This is a genomic window from Lysinibacillus sp. CTST325 (genome assembly GCF_054665055.1).
Genome location: NZ_BAAFHO010000001.1, coordinates 397,013 through 421,515, shown reverse-complemented (window position 1 = coordinate 421,515; position 24,503 = coordinate 397,013). Strand labels below are relative to the sequence as shown.

General features: G+C 36.7%; 30 protein-coding genes and 1 pseudogene. 15 read left to right on the top strand and 16 right to left on the bottom strand.

The annotated features are described in order from the left end of the window. Positions 1-24 precede the first annotated feature (24 nt). On the bottom strand, positions 25-372 hold the full coding sequence (locus tag ACYQ73_RS02180) for a hypothetical protein (protein ID WP_460010946.1): 348 nt from the start codon (positions 370-372) through the stop codon (positions 25-27). Positions 373-509: 137 nt separating this feature from the next. Here ACYQ73_RS02180 and ACYQ73_RS02175 point away from each other — a divergent pair, with 137 nt between their 5' ends. Both ACYQ73_RS02175 and ACYQ73_RS02170 read left to right on the top strand, forming a co-directional pair. Beyond that, a complete protein-coding gene (locus ACYQ73_RS02175) occupies positions 510-1,496 on the top strand; it encodes a serine hydrolase domain-containing protein (RefSeq protein ID WP_460010945.1) in 987 nt (328 codons plus the stop codon). 28 nt (positions 1,497-1,524) lie between these two features. Continuing rightward, positions 1,525-2,183: pseudogene (locus tag ACYQ73_RS02170) on the top strand (HAD family hydrolase). Here the strand turns inward: ACYQ73_RS02170 and ACYQ73_RS02165 are convergent. From ACYQ73_RS02165 to ACYQ73_RS02135, 7 genes are all read right to left on the bottom strand, one after another. Then, positions 2,180-2,413, bottom strand: a complete 234-nt coding sequence (locus tag ACYQ73_RS02165; protein ID WP_460010944.1) for a hypothetical protein — start codon at positions 2,411-2,413, stop codon at positions 2,180-2,182. The pseudogene ACYQ73_RS02170 and the gene ACYQ73_RS02165 sit on opposite strands and share 4 nt — an antisense overlap. A gap of 46 nt (positions 2,414-2,459) precedes the next feature. Continuing rightward, positions 2,460-3,092: a response regulator transcription factor gene (locus tag ACYQ73_RS02160; RefSeq protein WP_460010943.1), complete on the bottom strand. Its 633-nt coding sequence runs from the start codon at positions 3,090-3,092 to the stop codon at positions 2,460-2,462. Beyond that, entirely contained in the window at positions 3,067-4,104 is a 1,038-nt protein-coding gene (locus ACYQ73_RS02155; RefSeq protein WP_460010942.1) for a sensor histidine kinase, read from the bottom strand. The genes ACYQ73_RS02160 and ACYQ73_RS02155 overlap by 26 nt, the downstream gene beginning before the upstream one ends. Beyond that, entirely contained in the window at positions 4,101-4,793 is a 693-nt protein-coding gene (liaF, locus tag ACYQ73_RS02150; protein WP_460010941.1) for a cell wall-active antibiotics response protein LiaF, read from the bottom strand. Before liaF ends, ACYQ73_RS02155 begins: the two co-directional genes overlap by 4 nt. A gap of 66 nt (positions 4,794-4,859) precedes the next feature. Next, the gene (locus ACYQ73_RS02145; RefSeq protein WP_460011505.1) at positions 4,860-5,588 is read right to left on the bottom strand and encodes an alpha/beta fold hydrolase; all 729 of its coding nucleotides are present in this window, start codon (positions 5,586-5,588) and stop codon (positions 4,860-4,862) included. Positions 5,589-5,903: 315 nt separating this feature from the next. Continuing rightward, a complete protein-coding gene (locus ACYQ73_RS02140; protein WP_248718309.1) occupies positions 5,904-6,542 on the bottom strand; it encodes a PspA/IM30 family protein in 639 nt (212 codons plus the stop codon). Positions 6,543-6,557: 15 nt separating this feature from the next. Continuing rightward, positions 6,558-6,911 carry a lmo0954 family membrane protein gene (locus ACYQ73_RS02135; protein ID WP_460010940.1) on the bottom strand — a complete coding sequence of 118 codons (354 nt, stop codon included), beginning with the start codon at positions 6,909-6,911 and terminating at the stop codon, positions 6,558-6,560. 274 nt (positions 6,912-7,185) lie between these two features. Between ACYQ73_RS02135 and sirA the strand changes: the two genes are divergently transcribed. The 3 genes from sirA (at position 7,186) to ACYQ73_RS02120 (ending at position 8,611) form a co-directional block, all read left to right on the top strand. Next, the gene (gene sirA / locus ACYQ73_RS02130) at positions 7,186-7,611 is read left to right on the top strand and encodes a sporulation inhibitor of replication protein SirA (protein WP_053483154.1); all 426 of its coding nucleotides are present in this window, start codon (positions 7,186-7,188) and stop codon (positions 7,609-7,611) included. A 102-nt stretch (positions 7,612-7,713) separates the two neighbouring features. Then, positions 7,714-7,932: a YneF family protein gene (locus tag ACYQ73_RS02125; RefSeq protein ID WP_132363185.1), complete on the top strand. Its 219-nt coding sequence runs from the start codon at positions 7,714-7,716 to the stop codon at positions 7,930-7,932. Between the two features lie 175 nt (positions 7,933-8,107). Then, the gene (locus tag ACYQ73_RS02120; protein ID WP_460010939.1) at positions 8,108-8,611 is read left to right on the top strand and encodes an S-ribosylhomocysteine lyase; all 504 of its coding nucleotides are present in this window, start codon (positions 8,108-8,110) and stop codon (positions 8,609-8,611) included. Between the two features lie 253 nt (positions 8,612-8,864). Here ACYQ73_RS02120 and ACYQ73_RS02115 read toward each other — a convergent pair whose 3' ends face one another. Next, the gene (locus ACYQ73_RS02115; protein ID WP_460010938.1) at positions 8,865-9,002 is read right to left on the bottom strand and encodes a hypothetical protein; all 138 of its coding nucleotides are present in this window, start codon (positions 9,000-9,002) and stop codon (positions 8,865-8,867) included. A gap of 103 nt (positions 9,003-9,105) precedes the next feature. Continuing rightward, a complete protein-coding gene (locus ACYQ73_RS02110; RefSeq protein WP_460010937.1) occupies positions 9,106-10,077 on the bottom strand; it encodes an alpha/beta hydrolase in 972 nt (323 codons plus the stop codon). Between the two features lie 256 nt (positions 10,078-10,333). Here ACYQ73_RS02110 and ACYQ73_RS02105 point away from each other — a divergent pair, with 256 nt between their 5' ends. From ACYQ73_RS02105 to ACYQ73_RS02095, 3 genes are all read left to right on the top strand, one after another. Next, on the top strand, positions 10,334-11,518 hold the full coding sequence (locus tag ACYQ73_RS02105) for an acetyl-CoA C-acetyltransferase (protein WP_460010936.1): 1,185 nt from the start codon (positions 10,334-10,336) through the stop codon (positions 11,516-11,518). 23 nt (positions 11,519-11,541) lie between these two features. Beyond that, positions 11,542-11,805, top strand: a complete 264-nt coding sequence (locus ACYQ73_RS02100) for a YqkE family protein (protein WP_460010935.1) — start codon at positions 11,542-11,544, stop codon at positions 11,803-11,805. A 195-nt stretch (positions 11,806-12,000) separates the two neighbouring features. After that, positions 12,001-12,504, top strand: a complete 504-nt coding sequence (locus ACYQ73_RS02095; protein ID WP_460010934.1) for a GNAT family N-acetyltransferase — start codon at positions 12,001-12,003, stop codon at positions 12,502-12,504. A 142-nt stretch (positions 12,505-12,646) separates the two neighbouring features. Here the strand turns inward: ACYQ73_RS02095 and ACYQ73_RS02090 are convergent, their stop codons facing one another. The 5 genes from ACYQ73_RS02090 to ACYQ73_RS02070 all read right to left on the bottom strand — a co-directional run bounded on the left by ACYQ73_RS02090 (position 12,647) and on the right by ACYQ73_RS02070 (position 16,173). Continuing rightward, positions 12,647-12,946 carry a hypothetical protein gene (locus ACYQ73_RS02090; protein ID WP_460010933.1) on the bottom strand — a complete coding sequence of 100 codons (300 nt, stop codon included), beginning with the start codon at positions 12,944-12,946 and terminating at the stop codon, positions 12,647-12,649. A 121-nt stretch (positions 12,947-13,067) separates the two neighbouring features. Continuing rightward, the gene (locus ACYQ73_RS02085; RefSeq protein WP_460010932.1) at positions 13,068-13,850 is read right to left on the bottom strand and encodes an MBL fold metallo-hydrolase; all 783 of its coding nucleotides are present in this window, start codon (positions 13,848-13,850) and stop codon (positions 13,068-13,070) included. 306 nt (positions 13,851-14,156) lie between these two features. Beyond that, positions 14,157-14,609 (bottom strand): hypothetical protein, encoded by a 453-nt coding sequence (locus ACYQ73_RS02080; RefSeq protein ID WP_460010931.1) that lies wholly within the window; start codon positions 14,607-14,609, stop codon positions 14,157-14,159. A 197-nt stretch (positions 14,610-14,806) separates the two neighbouring features. Further along, a complete protein-coding gene (locus ACYQ73_RS02075) occupies positions 14,807-15,277 on the bottom strand; it encodes a VanZ family protein (RefSeq protein WP_460010930.1) in 471 nt (156 codons plus the stop codon). Continuing rightward, positions 15,274-16,173, bottom strand: a complete 900-nt coding sequence (locus tag ACYQ73_RS02070) for an aldo/keto reductase (protein WP_460010929.1) — start codon at positions 16,171-16,173, stop codon at positions 15,274-15,276. The genes ACYQ73_RS02075 and ACYQ73_RS02070 overlap by 4 nt, the downstream gene beginning before the upstream one ends. A 76-nt stretch (positions 16,174-16,249) precedes the next feature. Here ACYQ73_RS02070 and ACYQ73_RS02065 point away from each other — a divergent pair, with 76 nt between their 5' ends. The 3 genes from ACYQ73_RS02065 (at position 16,250) to fur (ending at position 18,506) form a co-directional block, all read left to right on the top strand. Beyond that, positions 16,250-16,786 (top strand): NUDIX domain-containing protein, encoded by a 537-nt coding sequence (locus ACYQ73_RS02065; protein WP_460010928.1) that lies wholly within the window; start codon positions 16,250-16,252, stop codon positions 16,784-16,786. Positions 16,787-16,858: 72 nt separating this feature from the next. After that, positions 16,859-17,371, top strand: coding sequence for a hypothetical protein (locus ACYQ73_RS02060; RefSeq protein WP_460010927.1), 513 nt, complete (start codon positions 16,859-16,861; stop codon positions 17,369-17,371). 670 nt (positions 17,372-18,041) lie between these two features. Further along, the gene (gene fur / locus ACYQ73_RS02055; RefSeq protein WP_132363163.1) at positions 18,042-18,506 is read left to right on the top strand and encodes a ferric iron uptake transcriptional regulator; all 465 of its coding nucleotides are present in this window, start codon (positions 18,042-18,044) and stop codon (positions 18,504-18,506) included. Between the two features lie 70 nt (positions 18,507-18,576). Here fur and ACYQ73_RS02050 read toward each other — a convergent pair whose 3' ends face one another. Beyond that, on the bottom strand, positions 18,577-20,061 hold the full coding sequence (locus ACYQ73_RS02050; protein WP_460010926.1) for a TcaA 3rd/4th domain-containing protein: 1,485 nt from the start codon (positions 20,059-20,061) through the stop codon (positions 18,577-18,579). An 87-nt stretch (positions 20,062-20,148) separates the two neighbouring features. Between ACYQ73_RS02050 and ACYQ73_RS02045 the strand changes: the two genes are divergently transcribed. The 4 genes from ACYQ73_RS02045 (at position 20,149) to deoB (ending at position 24,500) form a co-directional block, all read left to right on the top strand. After that, positions 20,149-20,625, top strand: a complete 477-nt coding sequence (locus ACYQ73_RS02045; protein WP_460010925.1) for a zinc ribbon domain-containing protein — start codon at positions 20,149-20,151, stop codon at positions 20,623-20,625. Then, positions 20,622-22,223 carry a hypothetical protein gene (locus tag ACYQ73_RS02040; protein ID WP_460010924.1) on the top strand — a complete coding sequence of 534 codons (1,602 nt, stop codon included), beginning with the start codon at positions 20,622-20,624 and terminating at the stop codon, positions 22,221-22,223. The genes ACYQ73_RS02045 and ACYQ73_RS02040 overlap by 4 nt, the downstream gene beginning before the upstream one ends. Positions 22,224-22,330: 107 nt before the next feature. After that, on the top strand, positions 22,331-23,233 hold the full coding sequence (gene xerD / locus ACYQ73_RS02035; RefSeq protein ID WP_460010923.1) for a site-specific tyrosine recombinase XerD: 903 nt from the start codon (positions 22,331-22,333) through the stop codon (positions 23,231-23,233). An 85-nt stretch (positions 23,234-23,318) separates the two neighbouring features. Beyond that, positions 23,319-24,500, top strand: a complete 1,182-nt coding sequence (gene deoB / locus ACYQ73_RS02030) for a phosphopentomutase (RefSeq protein WP_460010922.1) — start codon at positions 23,319-23,321, stop codon at positions 24,498-24,500. Positions 24,501-24,503 lie beyond the last annotated feature (3 nt).

Genomic DNA, 24,503 nt, shown 5'->3' with positions numbered 1-24,503 from the left:
TAAAATACCGCAATACTCAGTAGGTTAAATCTCCTCTGAGTACTGCGGTATTTTTTTATGTTTAGAGGACTTCACTAAAGAAATCCAAATAGCTGCACAATGAATTAGCAGCATAACGACAAAACAGTAAAAGCCCTTGGTACTTCCGCCAATGTTAAGCTCATCAGCTATTATGCCACTAAACCAAAGAAGCTGACCTGTGACAATGACTGAGAGACTTGCAAAAAGTAGACAAAACCAAATAGATACTTTTTTTACAATCACTATAATGAGTAGTAAAACAGCAAAAAGTAGGGTAGCTTCAAAAATCGGATCAAGAAGTGAAAACGTATTTTCATTTACGAAATGCTTATAAGTAAATCGAGTATCCACACAATCCCTCCTTAAAAATAATAACGGTTTTGGTAATAAAAGGTTTCTTGAATTAAGAAACTCATCTAGTATTAATTTCCAATTGGTATACAATGATAAGCGTAGGCGTCTAACTAGAATTGTTGAGGGGGAATTACATGAATCCACAAACTATACTTACACAAGTAAAGAAAACTTTTTCACAATTAGATTGTACAGGTGGCGGAGTTATTATTAATAAGCATGGTCAAACCGTACTAGAAGAATATTTTGGTGTGCAGGGACAACAAAAAGACGCAAAGAGGGTGGGACCACATACTCTTTTTCATCTTGCTTCTGTTCGAAAAACATATGTAGGATTTGCTGTAGCATATGCGATTTATCATAACTATATTGCTTCAATAGATGATAAACTAAGTGATTATTTAGGAAATGAAAAAGTTTTTGCCGATGTATCGATTAGACATCTACTCACACATACTCACGGTTTACGTTGCCAAAATGAAAAAATAATGAAGGAATTCAAAGCAGGCTATAACTGGGCATACCGAGATATCAATGTAGAACTACTTGCTAAAGTCATTTTTGAAGCTACTGGAAAAACTATTGCAGAAATTGTGGACGAGCAAGTATTTCAGACATTGACTATTACTGAAACAAATTGGTTCAGTGAAAAAAACGAACAGCATATAGAAGTAATACATAATGATAGTCCATTTTGGTATGAAAGCGATGTATGTGATGGTAGCAAAATGAATATGTATAGCACATTAAGTGAGCTAGCTAAGTGGGGACAAGTGCATCTTGATAAAGGGAAAATACACGGAGAACAAATTATACCTGAAGAAATCATACAGTTATTAACGACAATCCAATCCCCGAATAATAAACCAAAGAACTTGCCAACTAATGGCTTTTTCTGGTTTGTTCAGCCTCAAGAAAGAGAGGGGATTACAGAGTTAAGCCCAATATTACCACAAGGAAGCTTTCAATTACTTGGTTTCACCAGTGTTGTTCTATTGGTAATTCCTAAAGAAAATATTGTGGCGGTTCGTGGATTTAATAGCTTTGGTTCACCTGAAGGGTTTGATTACATTAAAGATATTCATGATTTTGGTTCTATAGTATATCAATCAAATCTATAAAGGAATAACAATAAAAGGAGTGCAAGTAATGAAAAAATATAGCGTAGTGTTATTTGATTTAGACGGTACAATATCTGATCCTAAAGTAGGGATAACGAAATCTGTTCAATATGCTTTAAAAAAAATTGGTATAGTTGAAGAAGACCTAGATCAACTTGAAAGGTTTATTGGGCCACCATTACAAGTATCATTCCGAGAAATATATGGATTGGATGATGTTCAAATACATCAAGCGATTGCCTATTACCGTGAACGTTTCATCCAAAGCGGCATGTATGAGAATAAATTGCTCAAAATATATCCTCATTATTAGAATGTTTACAGAAGGATGGATATCAGTTAGCGATAGCTACATCGAAGCCAACTGTATTTGCAGAACAAATTTTACAATATTTCAACCTTGAACATTTTTTTGACTTTGTCGCAGGTAGTAATTTAGATGGTACACGGTCAGCTAAAGGAGAAGTTATCGCATATGTACGTGAACATTTTAATGAAATGAATAATGATCAATTAATTATGATTGGAGATCGTAAATATGATATTGTTGGGGCACATGAAAATCAAATTGATTCTATCGGTGTTACCTATGGCTACGGCTCACTCGAAGAATTAACAGATGTACAAGCAACATACATAGTGAGCAGTGTAAACGAGCTGCAAGAATTTTTTAATAGATTAGGTTAAAAAATACGAAATTGCATGGATAGAAATGCAGTTTCGTATTTTTGGAAAACAGGTAGAATCGCTGATAAAAGCGCGAAAATCGCTGATAGCCCAGGTAGAATCGCTGATAAAAGCGCGAAAATCGCTGATAGCCCAGGTAGAATCGCTGATAAAAGCGCGAAAATCGCTGATAGCCCAGGTAGAATCGCTGATAAAAGCGCGAAAATCGCTGATACCTCAGGTAGAAGCACGGATAACCCAGCAAAATCACTGATAAATCAAACGACCCAAGAAAAACTACTTCGCAAGCCCGTTTTGAAAAGCGTAGACAACTGCTTGTGTTCGATCTTGAACATCGAGCTTCGCTAAAATATTGCTGACATGTGTTTTTACGGTTTTTAATGCAATGTATAAATCGTCGGCAATTTCCTGATTGGCTTTGCCTTTAGCCATTAGCAATAATACTTCCATTTCACGCTCAGTAAGCTGCTCATACAGTGGGGTATTATTGCCGTGGCGCATGCGATGCATCATTTTTGATGTTACTTCTGGCTCTAAAACAGTTTCGCCGCCCATTGTTTTACGAATGGCATCGGCGATTTGCTTAGCATTGGACGTTTTTAAAATATAACTGACTGCACCAGCCTCTAATGCAGGATAGACTTTATCATCATCTAAAAAACTTGTAACCATCATAATTTTTGCTTCGGGCCAAGCTGCTAAAATTTCAGCTGTCGCCTCAGCTCCTGTCATGACTGGCATCACATTGTCCATTAAAATAATGTCTGGACGTAAGGCGAGAGCACGTTCCACTGCCTCTTTACCATTTTCAGCTTCACCTACAACAGTGATATCTGCTTGTGCTGACAAATAGGCAGAAACACCGATACGCACCATCTCGTGGTCATCCACTATTAACACTTGAATCATTCACTTCAACCTCCTTTTGTAGTGGAATTTTAACCTCTACAATTGTACCTTCACCAGGTACGGATACAATTTTGTACATACAACCTATTTCTACAGCGCGTTCGGCAATGTTTTGCAGTCCGTAAGAAGTAGATTTATCGGCTTCAACATCAAAGCCGAGGCCATTGTCCTGAATACGTAAAATGGCTAAATCATCGCGGGCAACGAGCAATAATTCAACTTCGCTCGCTTTGGCATGGCGTAGCGTATTTGATAACGCCTCCTGTGCAATACGGAATAAATGATCCTCCTCCGCTTTGGATAATGACATCTCCTCAAGCTCATATTCAATATGAAAGAATACTTTTTGCTGCAGCTCAATAATGAGCTCCTCAAGACCTTGTGCAAGTGTTTTATTATGCAGAGCTACTGGGCGTAAATGTAATAATAAGGCGCGCATTTCAAGCTGTGCCTGTTGCACGATTTTTTCAACCTGCTTTAAGCTGGTAGCATTTTCATCGGTTTCGGTTAATGCGGACAGTAACATCGAAGCGGCGAATAATTGCTGAGATACAGAATCATGGAGCTCACGAGCAAGACGTTGACGTTCAGCAATGATACGCTCTTGAATAATTTTATCGTTAGCTTCTGCACGTTCATTGGATAAACGCTGTAAGCTTTTTCGTTGAGTATCAATTAGCTCAATTGTTTGAACTAAAGCTTTTTTCAAAGGTTTTGGTAAAGGCTGTTTTTTAGGTAATACAAAATCAGGTTCAACTAACTGTTTCACGATGCGGGTTGCCTGAGCCTCTCTTGCACGAGCAGTCATACTGATCCAACTTGCAATCAGTAAACTAATTGCAAAAAGAGTGACAACAATAAAACCACCGAGTGGAATATTATTATAATTCTGCTGCCATAATGGTTCCCATGTTTTCTCGTTTGGCTCGCCCCAAACAGCGACAAGGAGACCGAATGTAGCACTCATCAACATAAAAAGTAATGTGAAAATTCTTGAGATAAAGGCAATCATTTACGTAGCACCTCCAAGTCCCCAAGCCATGTTGCAACGTGTATGACAAGTGTACGTTTTGCATCCTCAGGGTTTCCATCTGAAAAACTTACACTCTCATTCAGTAAGCGTTGTGGTCCAACATGTAGGCATTTTATTTCACCAAACAATGTCGTGTAGTGTAAGCGGAATGGAATTTCATAGGGGATATAAATTTGTACCTTACCAATTCCTTGTCGAATCGTAATGATACTCGTGCCGGTAGGTAAAATTGTTTGTGTTGTGTCAATCGTAATGTCGCCTGCAAGCCGCTGAATTTGAACATCTTGCCATTTAAAGGCTTCCACTGGTGCCGGTAATATACCGAATAATTCGTTTTTCGTAGCAGGGAGCTTTTCGAAAAGCTCCAAACCAACAACTTTAGCTTCATTTTCTCTTTGCAAGTATTGATAGAGCATATATAAGAGAATGATGACGATAAATAAGCGTAAACTCCACATCGTAAAGAGTGCAATTGAGATAAAGAAAATCCCTGTCCATTTAAAGAATCGATTTTTTTTCGAGAAGCTTAAATAAAGAAGTCCTACCCCAATCAATAGACAGAAGGCGCCACCGTTATTAAAAATTGTGAGCTCCACAAAAACGAGTAAAAAGAAGCATAGTACCCCAAATGTGAGCTTATTAGTTGTGAAATTTTGCAAGAGGGTCACCCTTCTTTCTACAAATTGATGAGAGAAGACGAACTTCTCTTAAAATAAATATTTTTAAAAGTGTTGTTAATTATCTTCAAGCATTTTTTTGATTGTATCATTCATCAATGCTGAATCCAGAGTATTTGGATAGTGGGCAGAGTGCTCTAAAGTGATAAACTCCTTACCATTTGGTGCATCTAATAGCTCATAATCTTGCTTTGCTAATTCATAATTCGTCTGTTTATCATACTTACCATGTATAAAATAAACGGGTATATCTATACTTTTTACAGAATCAAAAAAATTAGTAAGAATGATTTCTTTTTTTAGCTCTTGGCTTTTTATAAGGCTAAATTGTGGCCCTGAAATAAATGCTTTATACAGATCCTGTAAAGAGTAATTAGGGGAAGTAAAAGCCCTTTTTATCAATTCAAAGAGTTTGACTTTCTTGATCGTATCATCAAAATAATTCATACCTTTATATTCATTGATAAGATCGCTAAATCGATCCTCATCTTTTGCTAAATAAGGACCTTTTCCTATATCTTCTAAAATTCGGAGTGTTTTTTTATCTTCATTAGCTATAGCTTCACTCTGTAACCAACTGTATACAAGTTCTTGGCCTTTACTAGTATTGGTTAATTGAGAAATTCCTAAATAGGCATAGAACTTCTCAGGATAATTAGATACAAGCTGAGTTCCAATTACTGTACCGAAGGACTGACCAATGACAAATATTTTTTCCTGTTGATAATGCTTTCTAATATAATCAACTATTATATTAGCATCTTCTGTAAATTGAGAAAGGGTCAGTGTATTATTCGTTAATTTTTTTAATCAATTATGCCTTGGCATAATTGCGTCCGGCATCGGCTTTGTACTTGCACAAAGAACTCCTTTCCGATTTCGTGACATCCGCCAATATAAGTAATATAAGAATGAAAATTGCAAAAAGACATATTTTAAGCATAGGACTAAACCACTTTCAGTTTACACTTTTTTATTTTCTCTATCTCTTTTTGGTCACCTTCTAAAGTTTTTTCTTCAAAGAAATGGGATGCTTCAAAATTGAGGCATCCCTTATTTCTTTTATTATAACATGTTATTTTTTTCAATTAGCAGTTATTGTTATTTATTTTCAATTAGCAGTGGTGCGTTATCTTCTGCGACATTTTTTTCTAGCTGCGCAAGACGAGACTCGAAAGATGTTACTTCATGATCTTTGTCGATTTGGTAAGCAAGCTTATCGATATAGGATTCTAAATCTTCAAAGTTGGTTTTGTTGTTTTTAGCAATCATTCCGTCCATTTGATGGTGAGCGCGTGTGACGTTTTCTTTGCCCATAAGCTGTAATTGACGTACTTTCATGTCTTTAATTTTGTGCTTCATCGTTTCAAATTTGCGTTCAAGTTCGAAGTATTCACGTGTACTTGCTTCGATACTAGCTTGTAATGTATTGTTACGTGCTGTGTATGCTGCAACTTCATCAGAAGCAAAATCAATTAAATCTTGCTCACCGCTAGTAGTAGCTAATTTTAATTGAGCCTCACGTTTAGCTAGTAACTCTGCGTTTTGCTTAAATTCTTGCTCTAGTTTTTCTTTAAGTTGACCTTGACGCTCTAATAATTTTCCAGTTTGCTCTGTTTGTTTTTCTGCTTCACGAATGTATTGGTTTAACATCGCAATTGGGTTTTTTTGTTCCTTCTTATCAAATAACTGATGTAAATCTGCCTCTATTGTATATTTAAAACGTTGAAATAAGTTCATGTAAATTCGCTCCTTTTATTTTGTTAAGTTAGACCATTCTTTTTCAAAGTTTGTAAATGGATCTTCTTCTTTAGCTTCAATCGTTGGGATTTTTACATCTTCGCCATTCCATTTTTTATAGATAACATAGATGACAGCGATTGCTGCTAAACCAACCATTGCAGGGATATTAGATATTGCTGATAGCACACCTATCAGGCCTACTGTAAACCATAAGATTTTGCCGAATGACGATTTACTTGCTGCGTAGAAGTGCATACCGAGTGCTACAAACAATCCTGAAAATAGTAGACCTGCAAGCGGTCCAGTTAAAGCAAGTGCAACACATCCTGCGATAAAGCCTCCGATTAGTAGAAAAAATTTTCTCATATGTTTTAGCTCCTTTCGTTGATACCTTTATATTACCTATTAGCGAGCTTTGCTAAAACGGACTGGAAATTGATTTTACTCTAGGTCTTGAGGCTGAGAGTATTCTAAGCACTAAAGAAAAAGCAAAAATGTAATTAGCCATAATGTATTTAATAGAACGGAAAGTAGAAAGTTTTCGACAAAAATAGAAGATGAATGCCTCCCTCGTTTGACAAATTAAAAAGTTTGGATGAGCTATACTTATGAAAAAGAAATGAGCGAAGGAGGATTTCTAGTGAGAACCTATTCCATATATAAAATAAAAGAAGAGCATTTAACGTTTATTTTCGGCAGAGAGCGTAAGTTATTAGAAATGATGCAAGGCTGTGAAGACGCTAACGAGAAATCCTTAAAAGAGCTTGCATATATATGTGAAACCGTACGATTCGATGAGATTGCTACGATGTTGGAGGCGCAACTAGATTCCAAGTATGCACATTTAGAAAGAGCTCGTAATGCTTTATTTTTAGAACATCCTATTAAAGGAAAAATGGCTATTTATTTAGTGGAACGCAAAATTTGTGTTTATTGTGAGGGTTCACGAATGCTTGATTTGGATCTATTCCAAATGCTTGCGAAGATGAGTGAGCGCTTTATTGCATTTAATAAACAAGATAATGAGTGTGGGTGGTTAAAGCCAATGAAGTATACAATGCATTAGGAAATTTCACTACAATATATAGTAACACGCTAATATTTGGTGTATAATGGAGCGTGGAGAGTTTTTTTCTCGGTATATATTGTAGTGGAGGAGGTTGGTTGTATGCCTACATGGGGCTGGATTATTATCGTAATTATCGCATTAGCAGCGGGCGCAGCACTTGGTTTCTATTTAGCTCGCCAAGCTATGATGAAATATTTAAAAGAAAACCCACCAATTAACGAACAAATGATTCGTATGATGATGGCGCAAATGGGTCGTACGCCGTCTGAAAAGCAAGTACGCCAAATGATGTCACAAATGAATAAATTCCAAAAATAATTGGAGTTTTTAAAGAGCAACTAGTCCAAGCCAGGGCTAGTTGCTTTTTTACCTTCTTTAGCAATTGTTTTTTGTGCGAAAGCGAAGCGACAGATGCACCCGGGTAATACTGATTTTTATAAATTATTTGAATAATTCGTAAAAACCGTATAAATCTATCGGAAAACTCGTTATAATGGAAATATTCTATATAAAGGAGTTGTTTGTATTGCAGAAAGAACAAACAAATGTTGAAAGCTTTGATTTAGATCATACGAAAGTAAAAGCGCCATATGTACGTTTAGCAGGTGTTAAAACAGGAAAAAATGGCGATGAAGTGTACAAATACGATATTCGATTTAAACAGCCAAATAAAGAGCATATGGAAATGCCTGCATTACATTCACTAGAGCATTTATCGGCAGACATTATCCGCAATTACTCCGACCATATTGTTGATTTCAGTCCAATGGGTTGCCAAACAGGTTTCTATGTATCGCTAATCAATCACAATGATTATGAAGACTTATTAAGTATTTTAGAAAAAACATTTACGGATGTAACAAAGGCCACTGCAGTCCCTGCCTGCAATGAAGTGCAATGCGGTTGGGCAGCTAGCCATAGTCTAGAAGGTGCACAAGCGTTAGCCAAAGAATTTTTAGCCAAACGTGATGAGTGGCATATTGTTTTTGCTGAATAAAAAAATTTAAAAAACCTTGCGTGCTGAGCTACACCCTAATTATTAGACACTATCTAACAATTGGAATTGCGGTTCAGCTATTGCAAGGTTTTTCAAGGTGTCTGTAGAGTCGTGCCGCTTTGCTTTCACACAGATACATTGTTGAAGTTCGTTTTATCCACTATAAATTATAATAACATGCTAAGTGAAGGGGGTGATTTTCATACCAGGCTACTCCTTTCACTGTTCTCTACTTATGATGTCGCTTCGATTGCTAACTATAAATTGGAGTGACACGCGAGAAGGCACATGCTATGTGAATTGGTTGATTGGAGTGGAGACTGGGCGACTCCTTGGGGATTAGCGTCACAGATGAGACCCTGGAGCGAGCAAAGCGAGTGAAGCGGCTCATCGGACGCCCCCAGGAAAGCGCTCAGTCGGAACGGAAATCAACCCCTCGTTTTGCAGAAGAGCTATATATTATTTAATGTTGACACAATAGTTTTTCATTTGTACTAAAAATGAAATGGAATGACATTAGACGAAGAAGAATCACGATTAATTTTTTGATAGATGAAATTTTCTAAAAAGTCATGGATTAAATCCTCATATTCAGCCATATTTTCATTAAAGGACTGTGCATGAGCACCTTTATCAAATAGCTTCAGTTTCTTAGGACCAGTTTTTTTATTGTATAAATCCAGTGACATGGAAGCTGGGATAAATGTGTCAGGTATACTATGGATAAAGAGCACAGGCTTTTCAATATTTGTTACAGCCTCAGAAGGTGTCACACTTTTAAAGGAATAACCGTCTCGTAAGCGGACAAAAAAATCTGCAAAACGAATTGGAATAATGGAGCCGTACTTAAATTCTGTCTTCGCAATTTGTTTCAGCAGCATTGAAAAATCAGAAAACGCACAATCAGAAATATAGAAATCTGCACCATCCTCTACAGTTCCTGCATATAGTAGCATTGTTGCGGCACCCATCGATTCACCGTGAATTCCAAGAATGGCGTCTTCACCAATCATTGCCTTTATAGTATTGACTACTGCGTCAAGGTCATTTTTTTCATAATAGCCGTAGCTAGTCGTTTTCCCACCTGTCTCCCCATGTCTACGATGGTCGAAAATCACGGAATTGTAGCCAAGTCGTTCAAAAAGTCGAGCATATTTGACGGAGTTGATTTTATTTTCTGTTACGCCATGGCAAATAATGATGGTATTATTTGTTTCCAATGGCTGAAACATAATGCCGCGAATCGTATAGCCATTTGGAGAGTCAATATTTAATTCACATTTTAAATTTTTATTGTACCAAGCTTCATCAAAACGTTTAGCAGTGGTTTCACGTTCACGAACAAATTCAGGATCCTTTTGCTTAATGTACATTAATTTATTGGAAAGCGCGAAGCCGAACAGACCAGTTGCTGCTGCGGCAATCGTCGTCGTTATACCTGAAAATAAAAGCATTTTCTTTTTCATTATTAACACCTCCACGTCCTGTTTCTTTTGTTGTCTTGGCATACAAGCGACATCATTCGTATGTATGCACTCTTCTTAATTGTAATGTTCCCAACTGAGATTGTTTAAAACACGTCAACATTTTACATTATCTTTGGCAAAACTGCGATCATTTCTATTATCGAAAATCGTCAAAATATTTGTTAAAATAGATATATCTGCTAGTAGCATATGCATGCAGTGTTCATTTTTGAACGGGGAAAAGGGGAGAATGTTTATGACGAAAGAGGTAGTAATAGTAAGTGCTGTACGAACAGCAATTGGTTCATTCCAGGGAACATTAAAGGACGTACCAGCGACAAAATTAGGGAGTATTGTTATTAAAGATGCATTAGCACGTGCTGGTGTAGCAGGTGAGCAAGTTGACGAGGTCATTATGGGGAATGTCTTATCGGCTGGACTTGGGCAAAATCCAGCTCGTCAAGCCGCGATTGCAGCAGGCTTACCACATGGAGTATCTGCATTAACGATTAATAAAGTTTGTGGCTCTGGATTAAAAGCGGTTCACTTAGCGACACAAGCTATTTTAGCAGGTGATGCGGATATTGTCGTTGCAGGTGGATTTGAAAATATGAGCCAAGCACCATATGTATTAAGAAATGCACGAGAAGGCTTCCGCATGGGGGATCAAAAAGTAGTCGATACAATGATTCATGACGGATTATGGTGTGCTTTCAATGACTATCATATGGGCGTTACAGCTGAGAATTTATGTGATGCCTATGAGATTTCTCGAGAGGAGCAAGATGCCTTTGCAGCACGTTCACAACAGCGTGCAGAAGCGGCAATAGCAGCAGGGAAGTTTAGCGATGAAATTGTAGCGGTGGAAATTCCTCAGCGCAAGGGCGATCCGATTATTTTTGATAAAGATGAATTCCCGCGTCAAGGCGTTACAGCTGAGTCTCTATCTAAACTACGTCCTGCCTTTAAAAAGGATGGCTCCGTAACAGCAGCAAATGCATCTGGCATTAACGATGGTGCAGCGGCTGTCGTTGTCATGTCGAAAGAAAAAGCAGAAGAGCTAGGCATTCGACCAATCGCACTAATTACAGCGAATGCGAGCGCTGGCGTTGACCCAGCTATTATGGGAACTGGCCCTGTAACGGCCGTAAAGAGAGCATTGGCAAAAGCTGATGTGACGTTAGATAATATAGATTTAATTGAAGCAAATGAAGCTTTTGCAGCTCAATCTATTGCTGTAGATCGCGAACTAGGCTTTAATCATGATAAACTAAATGTGAACGGGGGCGCAATTGCCCTTGGCCACCCAATTGGGGCAAGTGGAGCACGTATTTTAGTAACGCTTTTACATGAGATGGAAAAGCGTGATGCAAAAACAGGTCTCGCAACACTATGTATCGGTGGGGGACAAGGTGTAGCAACTGTAGTCAAGCGCCCTTGAAGTGAATAAGAAGGTGAATTGCAATGGGAAAGAAACGAAAACAACAACGTGTGGAGAGTAGCGTAACAGCTAGTCTACCAAAGCAGGAGGCAGTTACATTAGCTGATCAGCTAGGCGGTGACGTGCTTGCCAAATTAAAAGCTGCCAAGCAAGATTTAACAGCGAAAGAGCAGGCCGCAGAAGAAGAGCGCCAAGCAAAACTAGCCTTTGAGCGCAAACAACGTGAAAAAAACAAATCGTTTGAAGAACTACTAAACGAATACGGCGACAAAGGCTCAAAATTCTAAAGAGAAACAGTGAATCCAAATGCGGATTCACTGTTTTTATGTTTTATCGGAACAATTAGTTGTGGAGATGAAATTATTTACATTATATTCCTTTAGTGATAAGATTAATCATCTTTAAATAAAAAAGGTAGACGTTGCCAATACATATATCTCTTAATAATAGTTTAGTTACAATCTATGATAGGAGAGAAAAAAATGATTGAATTAAGCACTAATAGATTAAGATTAATCCCATTAAATGCAAAATATTTAGACTTACTAATCAATGATGAAAAGTCATTGGAAATAGAGTTGTCAGTTAGTAGTAAAGAAGTTTTTCTTGATGAAGAACTTAGACAAGCTTTGAAGTTTAGATTATCGAAAGTATTAGAAAATAAGGAAAAATATATTTGGTACACGAATTGGATAATCGTATCGAAAGAAGAAAACTGTATCGTTGGTGGCATTATGTTAAAAGGTCTACCGAATGAACAGGGTGAAGTCGTAATCGGATATTATACATTTCCACAATATCAGGGGATGGGTTACATGACGGAAACTGTTAGGATGATGAAAGATTGGTTACTACGTCAATCTAACGTTAAGTATGTGATGGCTGATACGGATAAAGATAATATTGCCTCCCATCAAGTATTACAAAAAGCAGGGGCAACGTTATATACAGAATCTGAAGAGCTATATTTTTGGAGATTCGTCTAAGATTATAAAAAAGACAAAGGGAACTTTAAATTTTATTAAAATCAATACACTTAGTATTCTATATACAATGGGCACATAATAATTTTTAAGCTGAACTAATTTTGCTATTAGTTCAGCTTCGTTGTTCAACTAACTGGGTGCGTTAGTTGAAGAACGGAGCTATAATTATCATTAGAATCGAACATAAAATTAGAGAATTACTAACTTTTTTTGGAAGCTTTACTTTTCCTGGTCCTTTATAAAATCCGGAAAATTGAAATTTATTTCTGTATAACACAAAAATTAAAATAAGAATTGAAATACCAACTAACCAACCACCAATGGTATCATCTACATTTATCCCTAATCTCGCATAGATTAATTTCACCAAAGTCCCCATCATAGCACCTAGAATTAATAAAATTCCAGTTATTCGTATTAACTCCAAAAATAATCTAAACATAATTCAAGTCACCTTCGATTTTAATATATCTTTATTATAAGGAAATTCCTATCTTTCTGCGTCGCTTCATTCGATACGGTTCTACACATGCCTATTACTTAAATTAACCTGTAGCTTATCGTTAAAACTGTACGCTAAAACCATTAAATTTATGGATTCCAGTACCGAATTTAGTAAGTTTATTTTCATTCAAAAACTGAACTGCAATTTTTACTTCTTTTAAAATTTTTGGTTCAAGCCCTAAAGTATTATGTGAACCGTAAACCATTGAAACGTTTGGTATCTCTGCAATTTTTTTCAATGAATTAACTAAATCAACAGGGTTTGTTGTAGGATAAAAAGCATAGATAGGGGTTTCATCATATAGTAAATCCCCTGTAAACAAATAACCGTTTGTTTCATCAAAAACACAAATATGACCAGGAGAATGTCCAGGAGTATGATAGATGACTAATTTTCTATTACCCAACTCAATTACATCGCCATCAACTAACAAATCTGTAGGTTCCCCTTGAAATGGTTGATATGTGTCTGGATTAAATGTATTTGGAGTAGGTAATGTTATATCTCTACTAATATCTTTTCTAATTTGCTCTATTGACAAACCTTTTATTCCATTCACTAACCAATCTTTATCTCCCTCATGAACATAGATCCTTTCAAATTCTCCATGACTTCCGATATGATCTGCGTGGACATGAGTAGTGATGACCTCAATCGGGAAGGTAGTCAATTGGTCAGTAATTCTCTTAATATTATCAATTCCAAGACCAGTATCAATTAGTACCGCTTTTTGATTACCCAATAATAAAAATGAATGTACCTTCTCCCAATGTCCATATTCACTAATTGCGTAAGTATTCCCATCAATCTGTTGCACAGTAAACCACGAATCTTTAATCATTCATTACCTCCGAAAAATTATTTTACTTCCTTATAGTATAACCCAGTATCCTTTTGCCACTTTAAGAGCTGCTTATGCAACTCAAGCCCCTGCTAGTTACAATGAACGCCCTCTGTATATCTAGAGCGGATAAACATCTATTTTCAAAAGTTATTTATAAATCAATTTCATCTAGCACTTCTTCGGTGGTTTTATTAATTAGTTTGATTGTTCCTTCTTCAAGAGTATTGTCACTTTCAAAGTACCAAATATACAATCCTTATAATTGATATTCTTCTACGACTTCAGTAGGTAACATTTCTAAATTTAGATTGTAGCATTTTTATCATCAAGTTGAAGAAGTCGGTTATCGCCATCTTTAATTAATCCAAATATTAGATTTTCACCATGTCCTTGATAACCGTTTAATTTTTCATAATTTCTGTTATGATCCATAGGCCCCCAAGTAAGGAATTCTGCTTTCCATCCCCAAAGTCCTTTTCGTGCATATATAGCTCCTAGATTATTCTTATCTTTAATGAAAAAGAAAAGAGCATTACTGTTTATTTTATAACCTGGAATTAACTCTAAATCTTTTTCAACGGCAAATATAGCTTCTTGAGGTTCTGAATAGGAACTAGATTTTTCGGAAAATAACCATATAACAGTAATAAAAATTACGATTACTGCAAATGCGATACTTGTTTTTTTGTTTAAAGTCACTGGAACACCTCGCTTATTTACCATTATTTTACCACAAAGATCTATTCTTCTCTTCAATTAACCTGCCCCATAGTTGAATGACTGATAGAAAAATTTACATATACTATATTTTTATTAAATATTTTCAGAATATATCTTTAAACACAAATATAAGCTGAACTAAATGAAATTAGTTCAGCTTCAAAATAACGTATTATAATGTTGCACGTTGTATATAGGATACTGATCTATTAAGTGCATTACTTTACCTCTTTTTAAAGCGCCCTTTGTCTTTTAAACATTTTCCTCACCAACACGACAATCCCAACAAAAACAATCGCTCCAGCTGTATCCAAAATAACATCCTGTACGCTCATCATGCGTCCTGGTGTAAAGCTTTGACGAAATTCATCAAGCGTGGCTATAAGAGCTGTCCCAACAATAGCGACACCTGCGGCGAACCGACGTTTTCCCCATGCAAAGAAAATACCAAGTGCGATGCAGCCGAATCCAACAAAATGTGTTAATTTCCGAACTAAAAACTCTACAAACTTAAAGTAACCACGTTCTTCCACAGAAACAACTGTGTCCCAATAAGGAATTTTTAACATAGATAATTGCTTTTCAAACGGTTTATTTGCTAATACTTGCTCCAATTCAGGAATAATAGACTGTTGTTCATAGGTCATACTAGAGGAGATCGCAAGTACTATTAAAAAAACTATTAAGATAAGCCATTTTTTCATCGGTGCTCCATATATTGTTCGGCTTTTGTTAGCTCTTTTACTGCTTTACAATCTGTTATTGAATCCATTTTTTCATAGGCAGCGAGTGTTTGCGCCAGCTGTTCCTGTGAGCTTGCACCAATCACTGTTGAAGCTATAGTAGGTTCCTTTAGATTAAAGGCGATTGCAAGTGCATGTAAATCGTCATAATGTGAAGATAAGCCTGATAGTACTGCTGTTAATTCATCCGCTGTATAAGTGTTAAAGCCATTGACATGCTGTAAACGTTCTTTCCAGCTATTTGTTAGTAAACCTTTTGCAACAGTGCCACGCGTTACAACGGAAGCCCCTTCACTTGCGATAAAGTCGAGCCATTCTTCTGGTCGACGATCTAAAGCACTGTACTGCATCATGACACTTTTTGCAGAGCTTGCAGGTAAAAAACGCTTTAGTACATTTGGTCGAATAGAAGAAATGCCATATTCTCGAATCAAGCCATCCTTTTTCAACTCTTCAAAAGTGTCGATAATACCATCCCAATCGTCCTCAATCGTCCCACCATGTAACTGATAAACATCAATATAGTCAGTTCCTAGTCGTTTTAAGCTAGCGTGTAGAGCTTCCTTTATATAAGACGAAGATGCATCCCAATGCCAACCTTCTACACCTTCTGTCCATCGATTACCAACTTTCGTAGCGACTATAACATCCTGACGACGCTTTCCTAAAATAGCGCCAATAATTTCTTCATTTGATCCAAAATCATATAAATCGGCTGTATCGATGTAATTAATGCCAGCATCTAGTGCCATATCGACGATTTCAGCAGCCTTTTTCTTATTTGTCGAAAGAGACATGCCCCCTAAACTAATTTCTGAAATAAACAATTCACTTGAGCCAAGCTGTCTTTTTTTCATGCCAATGCCCTCCTTCGATTTCTCTACTTGTAATGGTACAATGAACATATCTGAAGAACAAGCGAGGTTATAGTCAATGAAAAAGTTTGAGGAAAAAACGACAAAGACTACACCCATTTATGACGGGAAAATTGTGAAACTACAGGTTGATGATGTCACTTTACCGAATGGTAATGTTGCAAAAAGGGAGATTATTAAGCATCCAGGCGCTGTCGCAGTTATAGCTGTTACCGATGAAGGCAAATTAGTATTAGTGGAGCAATATCGAAAAGCTTTAGAGCGTTCAATTATTGAAATTCCAGCTGGTAAGCTTGAACCTGGTGAGGAGCCGATTGTGACCGCGCGCCGAGAATTAGAGGAAGAAACAGGTTACGGTGCACAAAGCTTAACTTATTTACAAGCGTTTGCAACATCCCCAGGCTTCGCAGATGAGATCATCCATCTATTTGTGGCAAAGGAATTGTATAAAATTGAAAATAAGGCAGACCTAGATGAGGATGAATTTGTCGAATTATTAGAAGTTTCGTTGGAAGAAGCGGGGCAAATGGTTGCAGATGAGCGTATATTTGACGCCAAGACAGCGTTTGCCGTACTTTGGCTTGCGGCACAATAAGAAAATATCTTTAGCATAATAGAAGCGGACGAGCATAAGCTGTACAAACCTTGATAGAAAAGGAGCATGTTTATGTCTCGTACGGTGTCTATATTTTATCACGCTTCCATCATTGCTGTGAGTTTCGTTTGTGGCGTTATCTTATTTCATATTATTGGTGGGCCGAATGCAGAGCCTTTTATTTCATTTATAGAGCCTCGATTAACAAATGGGGACAGGCATTCTCTATTTCGTTTAGTGTTACCTGTTATTGTTTCAATAGCACTTGTACTATTGCTTGCAACGCATAGTGTCCTGAAGGTTCTAGTACGTGTAACAGTGGCGATACGTGCAACCTTTTTTGGCTTTAGCTCGGTTTTTTTATTACAAAAGCTTGAAGCTTTCTGGGTTTATACGATTTGGTGGTTTCCATTTCAGCTCATCTATTGTATATTGTTGCTAAACCTATGCAATTTACTTGTACCGTCTTGGTCAAAGAGAAAAATCGGGAAAATGATACATGGTCGGACAATTTTGTTGAATTTTATCGCATTTTTCATCATAATAGTGGCTGAGTTTATTGTTATTTCTTATGTATTAAATTGATGAATACAACATGAAAATGGCTCATCACCAAAGGTTGTGGATGGCATTTGTTAAAACGTATACCTTTTATATAAGTTGATTGGAGTGAAGACTGGACGCCCCCAGGAAAGCGCCTAGTCGGAATGGAAATCAACCACATGTTATGGTGATGAGCTATGAACATTTAGCTTCTTTCAGCAAGTGTCTTTTGTAGCGAAAGCAAAGCGTCAGCTACAGAAGTCTTCCACCTCTATAGGTGGTTTCAGCGGGTGTGCAAACATCCGGTGAAATAGAGGAACTCAGTTTAAGAACGCCACGTCCTGTGGCAATTTATCTGTGCGAAAGCGAAGCGACAGCAACATACGACTGAGTGACCAACTTCGTGTTGGCCTAAAGCCTTCGGCGGATGTCACGGAAATCGGAAAGGACTTCATATAGGATGTTAGCCTAAAATCATCGCATCCATGCGATAGCGGCTAACTGACCTGCATCGGTGCTGTGTTGCTGTCGCTATGCTTTCGCGCAAAAAACATCTGCAGGCCTAAGCACAAAGCCGATTCCGGACGCAATTATGCCGAGGCATAATTGATTATCAGGTAAAAACATACAAAAGCATATTCGAAATCTACTCACTATCTTGTAATAGGATTTACTCCTTTGGTATAATGGAAAGAGTTTAGGGGGGCGTCACATGGAAAGCCGAATTGATCGTATAAAAAAACAGTTGCATAGTGCTAGTTATAAGCTGACGCCGCAGCGAGAAGCAACAGTTGCTGTACTGCTTGAGCACGAGGAAGACCACCTAAGTGCAGAAGACGTTTACCTTTTAGTAAAAGAAAAGGCACCAGAAATTGGTCTTGCTACTGTCTATAGAACGTTAGAGTTACTAACTGAGCTCAAAATTGTCGACAAAATCAACTTTGGCGATGGCGTTTCGCGCTATGATCTACGCCAAGAGGGCGCTGCGCATTTCCACCATCATCTTGTTTGTATCGAATGTGGTGCGGTTGATGAAATTCAAGAGGATTTACTTGAAGATGTGGAAGCCGTTGTTGAAAAACGTTGGAACTTTATCATAAAGGATCACCGACTAACTTTCCACGGCATTTGCTGGCGCTGTCATGATAAAAACGACGAGGTATCAGAAGAAAAGTAAAAAGATGTTCCAAAAAGTTTTATGACTTTTTGGGACATCTTTTTTTATTAGCAAAATTTCGTTGTTTTATTTAATCCGAAATTTTATTTTTAATAACTTTTGAACGGTCTTGGATATCTGTAATACGTAACGTATTATTTGATAATTTCATTGTGTAACGTTTTTCGCGCTGGTATGACCAAGTACCATCTTCTGTTTGATAAAAATCGAAAACTTCTGTTGAATCAAGAATGATTGTGGATGGATCAGTAGCATATATCTTGTCAATCATATTAGATTTGAAATCATAGGAATAGTAACTGAATGTGTTATGGTCGGTTACGAATTTACTGTAATCTTTACGTACTTGTGTACCCTCTAAAAAATAATCCTGAACATAACTAAAATCAGCATTTTCTAAAGCGTACTTGTAGTTATTGCGGAAATCATGGAAGAGAGAACGAGCCGAGTCTTCATATTCAGATAAGAATGTTTGCGTTGCTAATTGATTTGCTTTTTTTTCTTCATCAGCTTTTTGTTTAGCCTGTATTGAGGCAAATTGAAGGTGATTTTGCTTATTATTCAGTGTAATAATGTCGGATTTTTCTTCTTGTCCATCTTGCCCTTTTTTAACAGCATATACTTTAACAGAATCATCTAGCTTTGCCGCAAAAAGTTTAACATCTTGTGCTTTCTTTCCAGTACTTTTTCCGTTGATAAATACAATTGCATCTTCAATATCAGATGTAAGATGTATTTGATAATCAGCAAGATCTATTGAAAGGATCTTTTTGTTATCTTCTGTATTGGAAAGGGTTAGCTCACCTTTGATTTCATTTTGAAAATATTCATCTTGTAATGATAAATTATAAGTGTAAATACCAGGGGCAAACTTACCGATATTTTTTACTTCATCAGATAGTTCGGTAGATGCCAATTCTCCTAATTTGAATTTCGTGTCGAGCTTAACAGGACTAACAGTATTAACACTTAATTCAATTGGTTGAATATCGAATGTATATTTTTTATAGAATATTAAGAAACTATTTTCTCTTATTGTTATTAGTTTTGAATCATCCTTATTTGTTATAGGCGCTGAATATCCTTTTTTCATAAATTCATTCAACTTTTCTTCTAACTCAGGATTAATATTTTTAGTCCAATCTTGACTCTTCATATAGTTGAAAAATGCTTTGCTATCAATGATTGTTTCATCAGGAAATCTGAATGATTGGGCGAATTTTTCATAATCTTCATCTACAAAATATTTGTTCAGATTAGCTAACTGTTTTTGGGGGTCTAACTGACTTTTAATTATAAAATGTCCACCAATTAGCAGTGCTAATATAGCCAAAACACTACCAATAATAACCTTTTTTGTTGTGCTCATCGGTACTTTATCTGGGGATTTTTTAGGGAAGTAGTTGTGTTGATTTTTGTGTTCTTCATCTTCTTTTTGGATATTTTTCACAACATCCGTTTCTTCCGAATGAATAGCTGAGAGTTTAGTACCACATTCTAAGCAAAATTTCTCATCCGAAAGTGCTTGCTTTCCACAATTCTGACATTGACGCATTATAAAACTCCTTTTTTGTAAATATAATATAAATATACCACGTAAAATAATAGAATAAAGAATAACTTATTGAATATTTGCGAATTAATGGATATTATTATGGTAAATAGAGGTAGAAATAGTAAGGGAAGTGTGACCATGATTGATATGAAAGATATAAGTACGATGGAGCTGAAGGATTTAAAAAATGGTTTAAAAATGGTGAAAGATAAGCGAATGGAACTGATAGTTAAATTAGGAGAACTGGTTCATTTGCAGCTGTTAAACAAGACACTAGATCCTAATGAATTAACAGAAATTTCCTTGGAAATTGCATCGCAAGATCGCTTGATATACAGATATGGTAAGCAGATAACACTTATGAATGCAGCATCACAACAGTGTTCAAAATGCTTACAACAACTTGTAGAGAATGCAAAATTCTGCGGGAATTGCGGTACATTGAATCCTACTTATGTAGATCCAAATATAGTGTATAAGTCATGTGGAAGCTGTTCTGAAGAAATACATGAGACTGCTCTATTTTGCCCATGCTGTGGTATGAAGCAGGGGGAAATAGAATGATTTGTAGGCATTGTAATGAGCAACACCCTAAATATTTTACATATTGTCCTAAAACGGATGGAATTATTGAACAAGAGCCGCTTAAATATACATATGCAACGAATGATTTTTGCTTATCTTGTGGGACGAAAAACGAAGAATCAGGCTCGTTTTGTAGTCAATGTGGCTCGTTAACAATTAATAAAGTTGAGCAGAAAGCAACATTAAATAAAGTAATAAGCAATACATTAAAAAATGTTAACGTACCAAACATGGGGAATATGAAAGGTCAAGAATTAAAGACTTTGTCAAAAGAAAAAGTGAATTTCTTTAAAAATAACCCACTATTCTTTGTTCCTATTGTTGTGTCCATTTTATTATTATTTTTGTTTACTTTCTTTGTGAAAAGTAGCATTTTAGATGTAGCAACGGTTGATCAAGGTCGAGAAGAATCAGCCATCATTAAAGCAATTATTGATGACCCTTCAGAGTTTGAGGATATGATATATAAGGAGTTTGGTGTCAGACTAAGTATACCTAAAGTACTCTCGCTACCACGCTTAGTGACAGTGCTTCATAATGTTAAAGCGGAAGGGCATGTAATGTTAGGTGCAGTTTATGATCAAAATTCATTGGATATATCTATGGACAATGTGTTATTTGGTCTATTGTTCATTCCTTTTATTGCTTTAGCAATAGGTGGTGTACTATACGGTATTCTAGCAAGGAAACATAATTGGCCTTTATACCAAGGAATTGTTTATTCAACAATTGTCTATGTTATTGTGATGTCAGTTGTTTCTATTATGTCAAATTTCAGTACTAGGATTGGTGAAGTAGAAACTAAAGGGCTCTTTATGATTGACGTTTCATTGAATTATTCAACTTTGGATATGATTCTTTCAGCGACTATCTTATCAATTGTCATATTTGGGTTTACTGCAATTTTAACTTATTTTAATAAATCTATTTTTGAAAAGTTGAGCTATCAAGTAAAATATGTGCAATATGCTATGTTTTCTGTAGCAATTACGTGTATTGGGTTACTTATTAATTTCTTAAACGTTTATTTTAGTTTGGGTAAAAAGGTTTTTGAATCAGAATTGCCAGAGGGGTTAGTTGGAACTGTTTCAATTTTTAGTAGTATTTATATGGGTACTTGGAATTGGATATGTACGTTTTTTTCAAAGCAACAAATGCGTATATCAACAGATGGTTTAACAGAGAGCATAACTTACAGCATTTTTGGTAATGAGAAATCTGAAATATACAATTCTTATTTTTATAGTTTATTTGAAGAGGGAAACTATTCGTTATTGCCATCATTTATTTTAGTACTAGTTACGATCGTATTGATTAGTGCAGCAGGCTATATATTGTATATTGTCCATCGCATGAATTGGAAAGAATGTTTGATTTTTGCAGGCATATTTACAGCGCTACAGATGATGCTTATTTATTTTGTGAATATTCAGCTCGATTTTGTAGCTACCACCGATAAAACGGTTCAGTTTTCATTTGCATTTGAAATGATTGCAACGGTTTTACTTGTTTTTATCGTCTCTTCTGCAAGTTTTGCCGCTGGTGGTTTTTTACGACAGTATCAATTGAAAAAATAAATAAACGGCCTCCCTTATGTTGTGTGAAGTGAAGGGAGGTTTTTTTGTGTAGAGAATATTGAACATGCTAAAATGGAGGATAAATAGATTGTTAGGGGGGCGCTGTGATGAATGAATTTCAATATGCAATAGAGGATTATATCCATTTTATCCAAGTAGAACGGCAATTATCTGATAATACATTAGCATCCTATCGCCGAGACTTAGAAAATTACGTGAATTTTTTGCGGGAAGTGGAGGGCATGTCTGATTTTCGTAAAGTGGAAAGGACGACCATTTTGCGTCATTTAGAGCAGTTGCGTATGCAAGGAAAGACAAGTCGTACTGTTGCTCGTCATATTTCCTCCATTCGCAGTTTCCACCAATTTTTACTCCGAGAAAAGCGAGCAGAAACAGATCCAACTGTCCATTTAGAAATGCCGGCCATTGAGCAAAAGCTACCAAATGTCCTCTCTATTGAAGAAATAGAAGCTTTATTAGCGACACCAAATCGCAGCAAACCACAAGGCATTCGCGATGTGGCAATGTTAGAGCTATTATATGGGTCAGGGATGCGCATTAGTGAGCTGATTGCATTGGATTTAGCAGATATTCACTTAACAATGGGCTTCGTACGCGTTTTTGGTAAGGGAGGCAAGGAGCGTATCATTCCCCTTGGAAAAAGCGCTCTTTCCGCATTAAGTACTTATTTAGATAGCGCACGAAGTCAATTACAAGGGAAATCTCCAAAAACAGAAGCTTTTTTTATCAATCAAAGAGGAAAACGTTTAACAAGGCAAGGTTGTTGGAAATTAATGAAGGAGCACGCTTTAAAAGCAGGCATCCAACATGAATTAACGCCACATACATTACGTCATTCTTTTGCAACACATTTAGTAGAGAATGGTGCGGATTTACGAGCAGTGCAAGAGATGCTTGGACATGCCGATATTTCCACGACACAAATTTATACACATATTAGTAAATCCCGACTATCAGAGGTTTATAAGCAATTTCATCCACGCGCTTAAGTGAGAAATTCATCAGTCGGAGGTCTGACCTTTATTTTTCGCTGTTTTTTGGTAAAATAGAAACATGAGATTAGGAGGCAAAATTATGAATAAACCATTTAAAAAAATCCACGTAGCTGTATTGGACTCAGTTGGAATTGGTGAAGCTCCAGACGCAGCGAATTTTGGAGATGTAGGTTCACATACATTAGGACATATCGCTGAAAAAATGAATGGGCTTACAATGCCACATATGGAGTCTTTCGGCTTAGCAAACATTGAACCGTTACAAGGTATGCAAGCTACCGACAAACCAAAAGCATATTACGGAAAAATGCAAGAGGCATCTGTTGGTAAAGATACGATGACAGGTCATTGGGAAATCATGGGATTAAATATCGATAAACCGTTTAAAGTGTACCCAAAGGGATTCCCTGCTGAACTTATTGCAGAGCTAGAAAAACGTACAGGCCGCAAAGTCCTTTGCAATGAACCAGCAAGCGGAACACAAGTAATCGAGGACTTCGGCAAGGAGCATATGGAGACAGGAGCGATTATTGTTTATACATCTGCTGACCCTGTTTTGCAAATTGCTGCACATGAAGAAATTATTCCACTAGAGGAATTATATAAAATTTGTGAAATTGCTCGTGAGTTAACATTACAACCCGAATATTTAGTTGGCCGTGTTATTGCTCGTCCATTTGTCGGTACACCAGGAAACTTCGAACGTACATCTAATCGTCATGACTATGCGTTAAAGCCATTTGGTCGCACAACGATGAATGTCTTAAAGGATGCAGGTTTAGATGTTATAGCAATCGGGAAAATTTCTGATATCTTTAACGGTGAAGGTGTCACTGATGCAGTTCGTACGAAAAACAATATGGATGGTATGGATAAGTTTGCAGAGGTAGTACGTCGTGATTTCCATGGTATAAGCTTCTTAAACTTAGTGGACTTTGATGCGAATTTTGGACATCGTCGTGACCCACTAGGTTATGGTAACGCATTACAAGAATTTGATGCGCGTTTACCAGAAATTACCGAGGCAATGACAGAAGATGATTTACTAATCATTACGGCAGACCACGGTAATGATCCAACATTCCCAGGGACAGATCATACACGTGAATATGTACCGTTAATTGTCTATTCACCACGCTTTAATGGTGGTAGCGAGCTAGCGCTTCGTGAAACTTTCGCAGATATTGCAGCAACAGTTGCTGAAAACTTCAAAGTAGAAGCACCAGAGTTTGGTAAAAGCTTCTTAACTAATCTGAAGTAAGGG

What these genes read in the sequence shown, in the direction of transcription:
- ACYQ73_RS02175 (WP_460010945.1), top strand. Translation starts at nt 510, where the DNA reads ATGAATCCACAAACTATACTTACACAAGTAAAGAAAACTTTTTCACAA.
- ACYQ73_RS02065 (WP_460010928.1), top strand. Translation starts at nt 16,250, where the DNA reads ATGAAAAAGTTTGAGGAAAAAACGACAAAGACTACACCCATTTATGAC.
- ACYQ73_RS02120 (WP_460010939.1), top strand. Translation starts at nt 8,108, where the DNA reads ATGGAAATATTCTATATAAAGGAGTTGTTTGTATTGCAGAAAGAACAA.
- ACYQ73_RS02100 (WP_460010935.1), top strand. Translation starts at nt 11,542, where the DNA reads ATGGGAAAGAAACGAAAACAACAACGTGTGGAGAGTAGCGTAACAGCT.
- ACYQ73_RS02105 (WP_460010936.1), top strand. Translation starts at nt 10,334, where the DNA reads ATGACGAAAGAGGTAGTAATAGTAAGTGCTGTACGAACAGCAATTGGT.
- ACYQ73_RS02155 (WP_460010942.1), bottom strand. Translation starts at nt 4,104, where the DNA reads ATGATTGCCTTTATCTCAAGAATTTTCACATTACTTTTTATGTTGATG.
- ACYQ73_RS02040 (WP_460010924.1), top strand. Translation starts at nt 20,622, where the DNA reads ATGATTTGTAGGCATTGTAATGAGCAACACCCTAAATATTTTACATAT.
- ACYQ73_RS02095 (WP_460010934.1), top strand. Translation starts at nt 12,001, where the DNA reads ATGATTGAATTAAGCACTAATAGATTAAGATTAATCCCATTAAATGCA.
- ACYQ73_RS02140 (WP_248718309.1), bottom strand. Translation starts at nt 6,542, where the DNA reads ATGAACTTATTTCAACGTTTTAAATATACAATAGAGGCAGATTTACAT.
- ACYQ73_RS02085 (WP_460010932.1), bottom strand. Translation starts at nt 13,850, where the DNA reads ATGATTAAAGATTCGTGGTTTACTGTGCAACAGATTGATGGGAATACT.
- ACYQ73_RS02045 (WP_460010925.1), top strand. Translation starts at nt 20,149, where the DNA reads ATGGATATTATTATGGTAAATAGAGGTAGAAATAGTAAGGGAAGTGTG.
- ACYQ73_RS02160 (WP_460010943.1), bottom strand. Translation starts at nt 3,092, where the DNA reads ATGATTCAAGTGTTAATAGTGGATGACCACGAGATGGTGCGTATCGGT.
- ACYQ73_RS02060 (WP_460010927.1), top strand. Translation starts at nt 16,859, where the DNA reads ATGTCTCGTACGGTGTCTATATTTTATCACGCTTCCATCATTGCTGTG.
- ACYQ73_RS02050 (WP_460010926.1), bottom strand. Translation starts at nt 20,061, where the DNA reads ATGCGTCAATGTCAGAATTGTGGAAAGCAAGCACTTTCGGATGAGAAA.
- xerD (WP_460010923.1), top strand. Translation starts at nt 22,331, where the DNA reads ATGAATGAATTTCAATATGCAATAGAGGATTATATCCATTTTATCCAA.
- ACYQ73_RS02110 (WP_460010937.1), bottom strand. Translation starts at nt 10,077, where the DNA reads ATGAAAAAGAAAATGCTTTTATTTTCAGGTATAACGACGACGATTGCC.
- ACYQ73_RS02090 (WP_460010933.1), bottom strand. Translation starts at nt 12,946, where the DNA reads ATGTTTAGATTATTTTTGGAGTTAATACGAATAACTGGAATTTTATTA.
- ACYQ73_RS02135 (WP_460010940.1), bottom strand. Translation starts at nt 6,911, where the DNA reads ATGAGAAAATTTTTTCTACTAATCGGAGGCTTTATCGCAGGATGTGTT.
- ACYQ73_RS02075 (WP_460010930.1), bottom strand. Translation starts at nt 15,277, where the DNA reads ATGAAAAAATGGCTTATCTTAATAGTTTTTTTAATAGTACTTGCGATC.
- ACYQ73_RS02070 (WP_460010929.1), bottom strand. Translation starts at nt 16,173, where the DNA reads ATGAAAAAAAGACAGCTTGGCTCAAGTGAATTGTTTATTTCAGAAATT.
- ACYQ73_RS02125 (WP_132363185.1), top strand. Translation starts at nt 7,714, where the DNA reads ATGCCTACATGGGGCTGGATTATTATCGTAATTATCGCATTAGCAGCG.
- deoB (WP_460010922.1), top strand. Translation starts at nt 23,319, where the DNA reads ATGAATAAACCATTTAAAAAAATCCACGTAGCTGTATTGGACTCAGTT.
- fur (WP_132363163.1), top strand. Translation starts at nt 18,042, where the DNA reads ATGGAAAGCCGAATTGATCGTATAAAAAAACAGTTGCATAGTGCTAGT.
- ACYQ73_RS02115 (WP_460010938.1), bottom strand. Translation starts at nt 9,002, where the DNA reads ATGAGCCGCTTCACTCGCTTTGCTCGCTCCAGGGTCTCATCTGTGACG.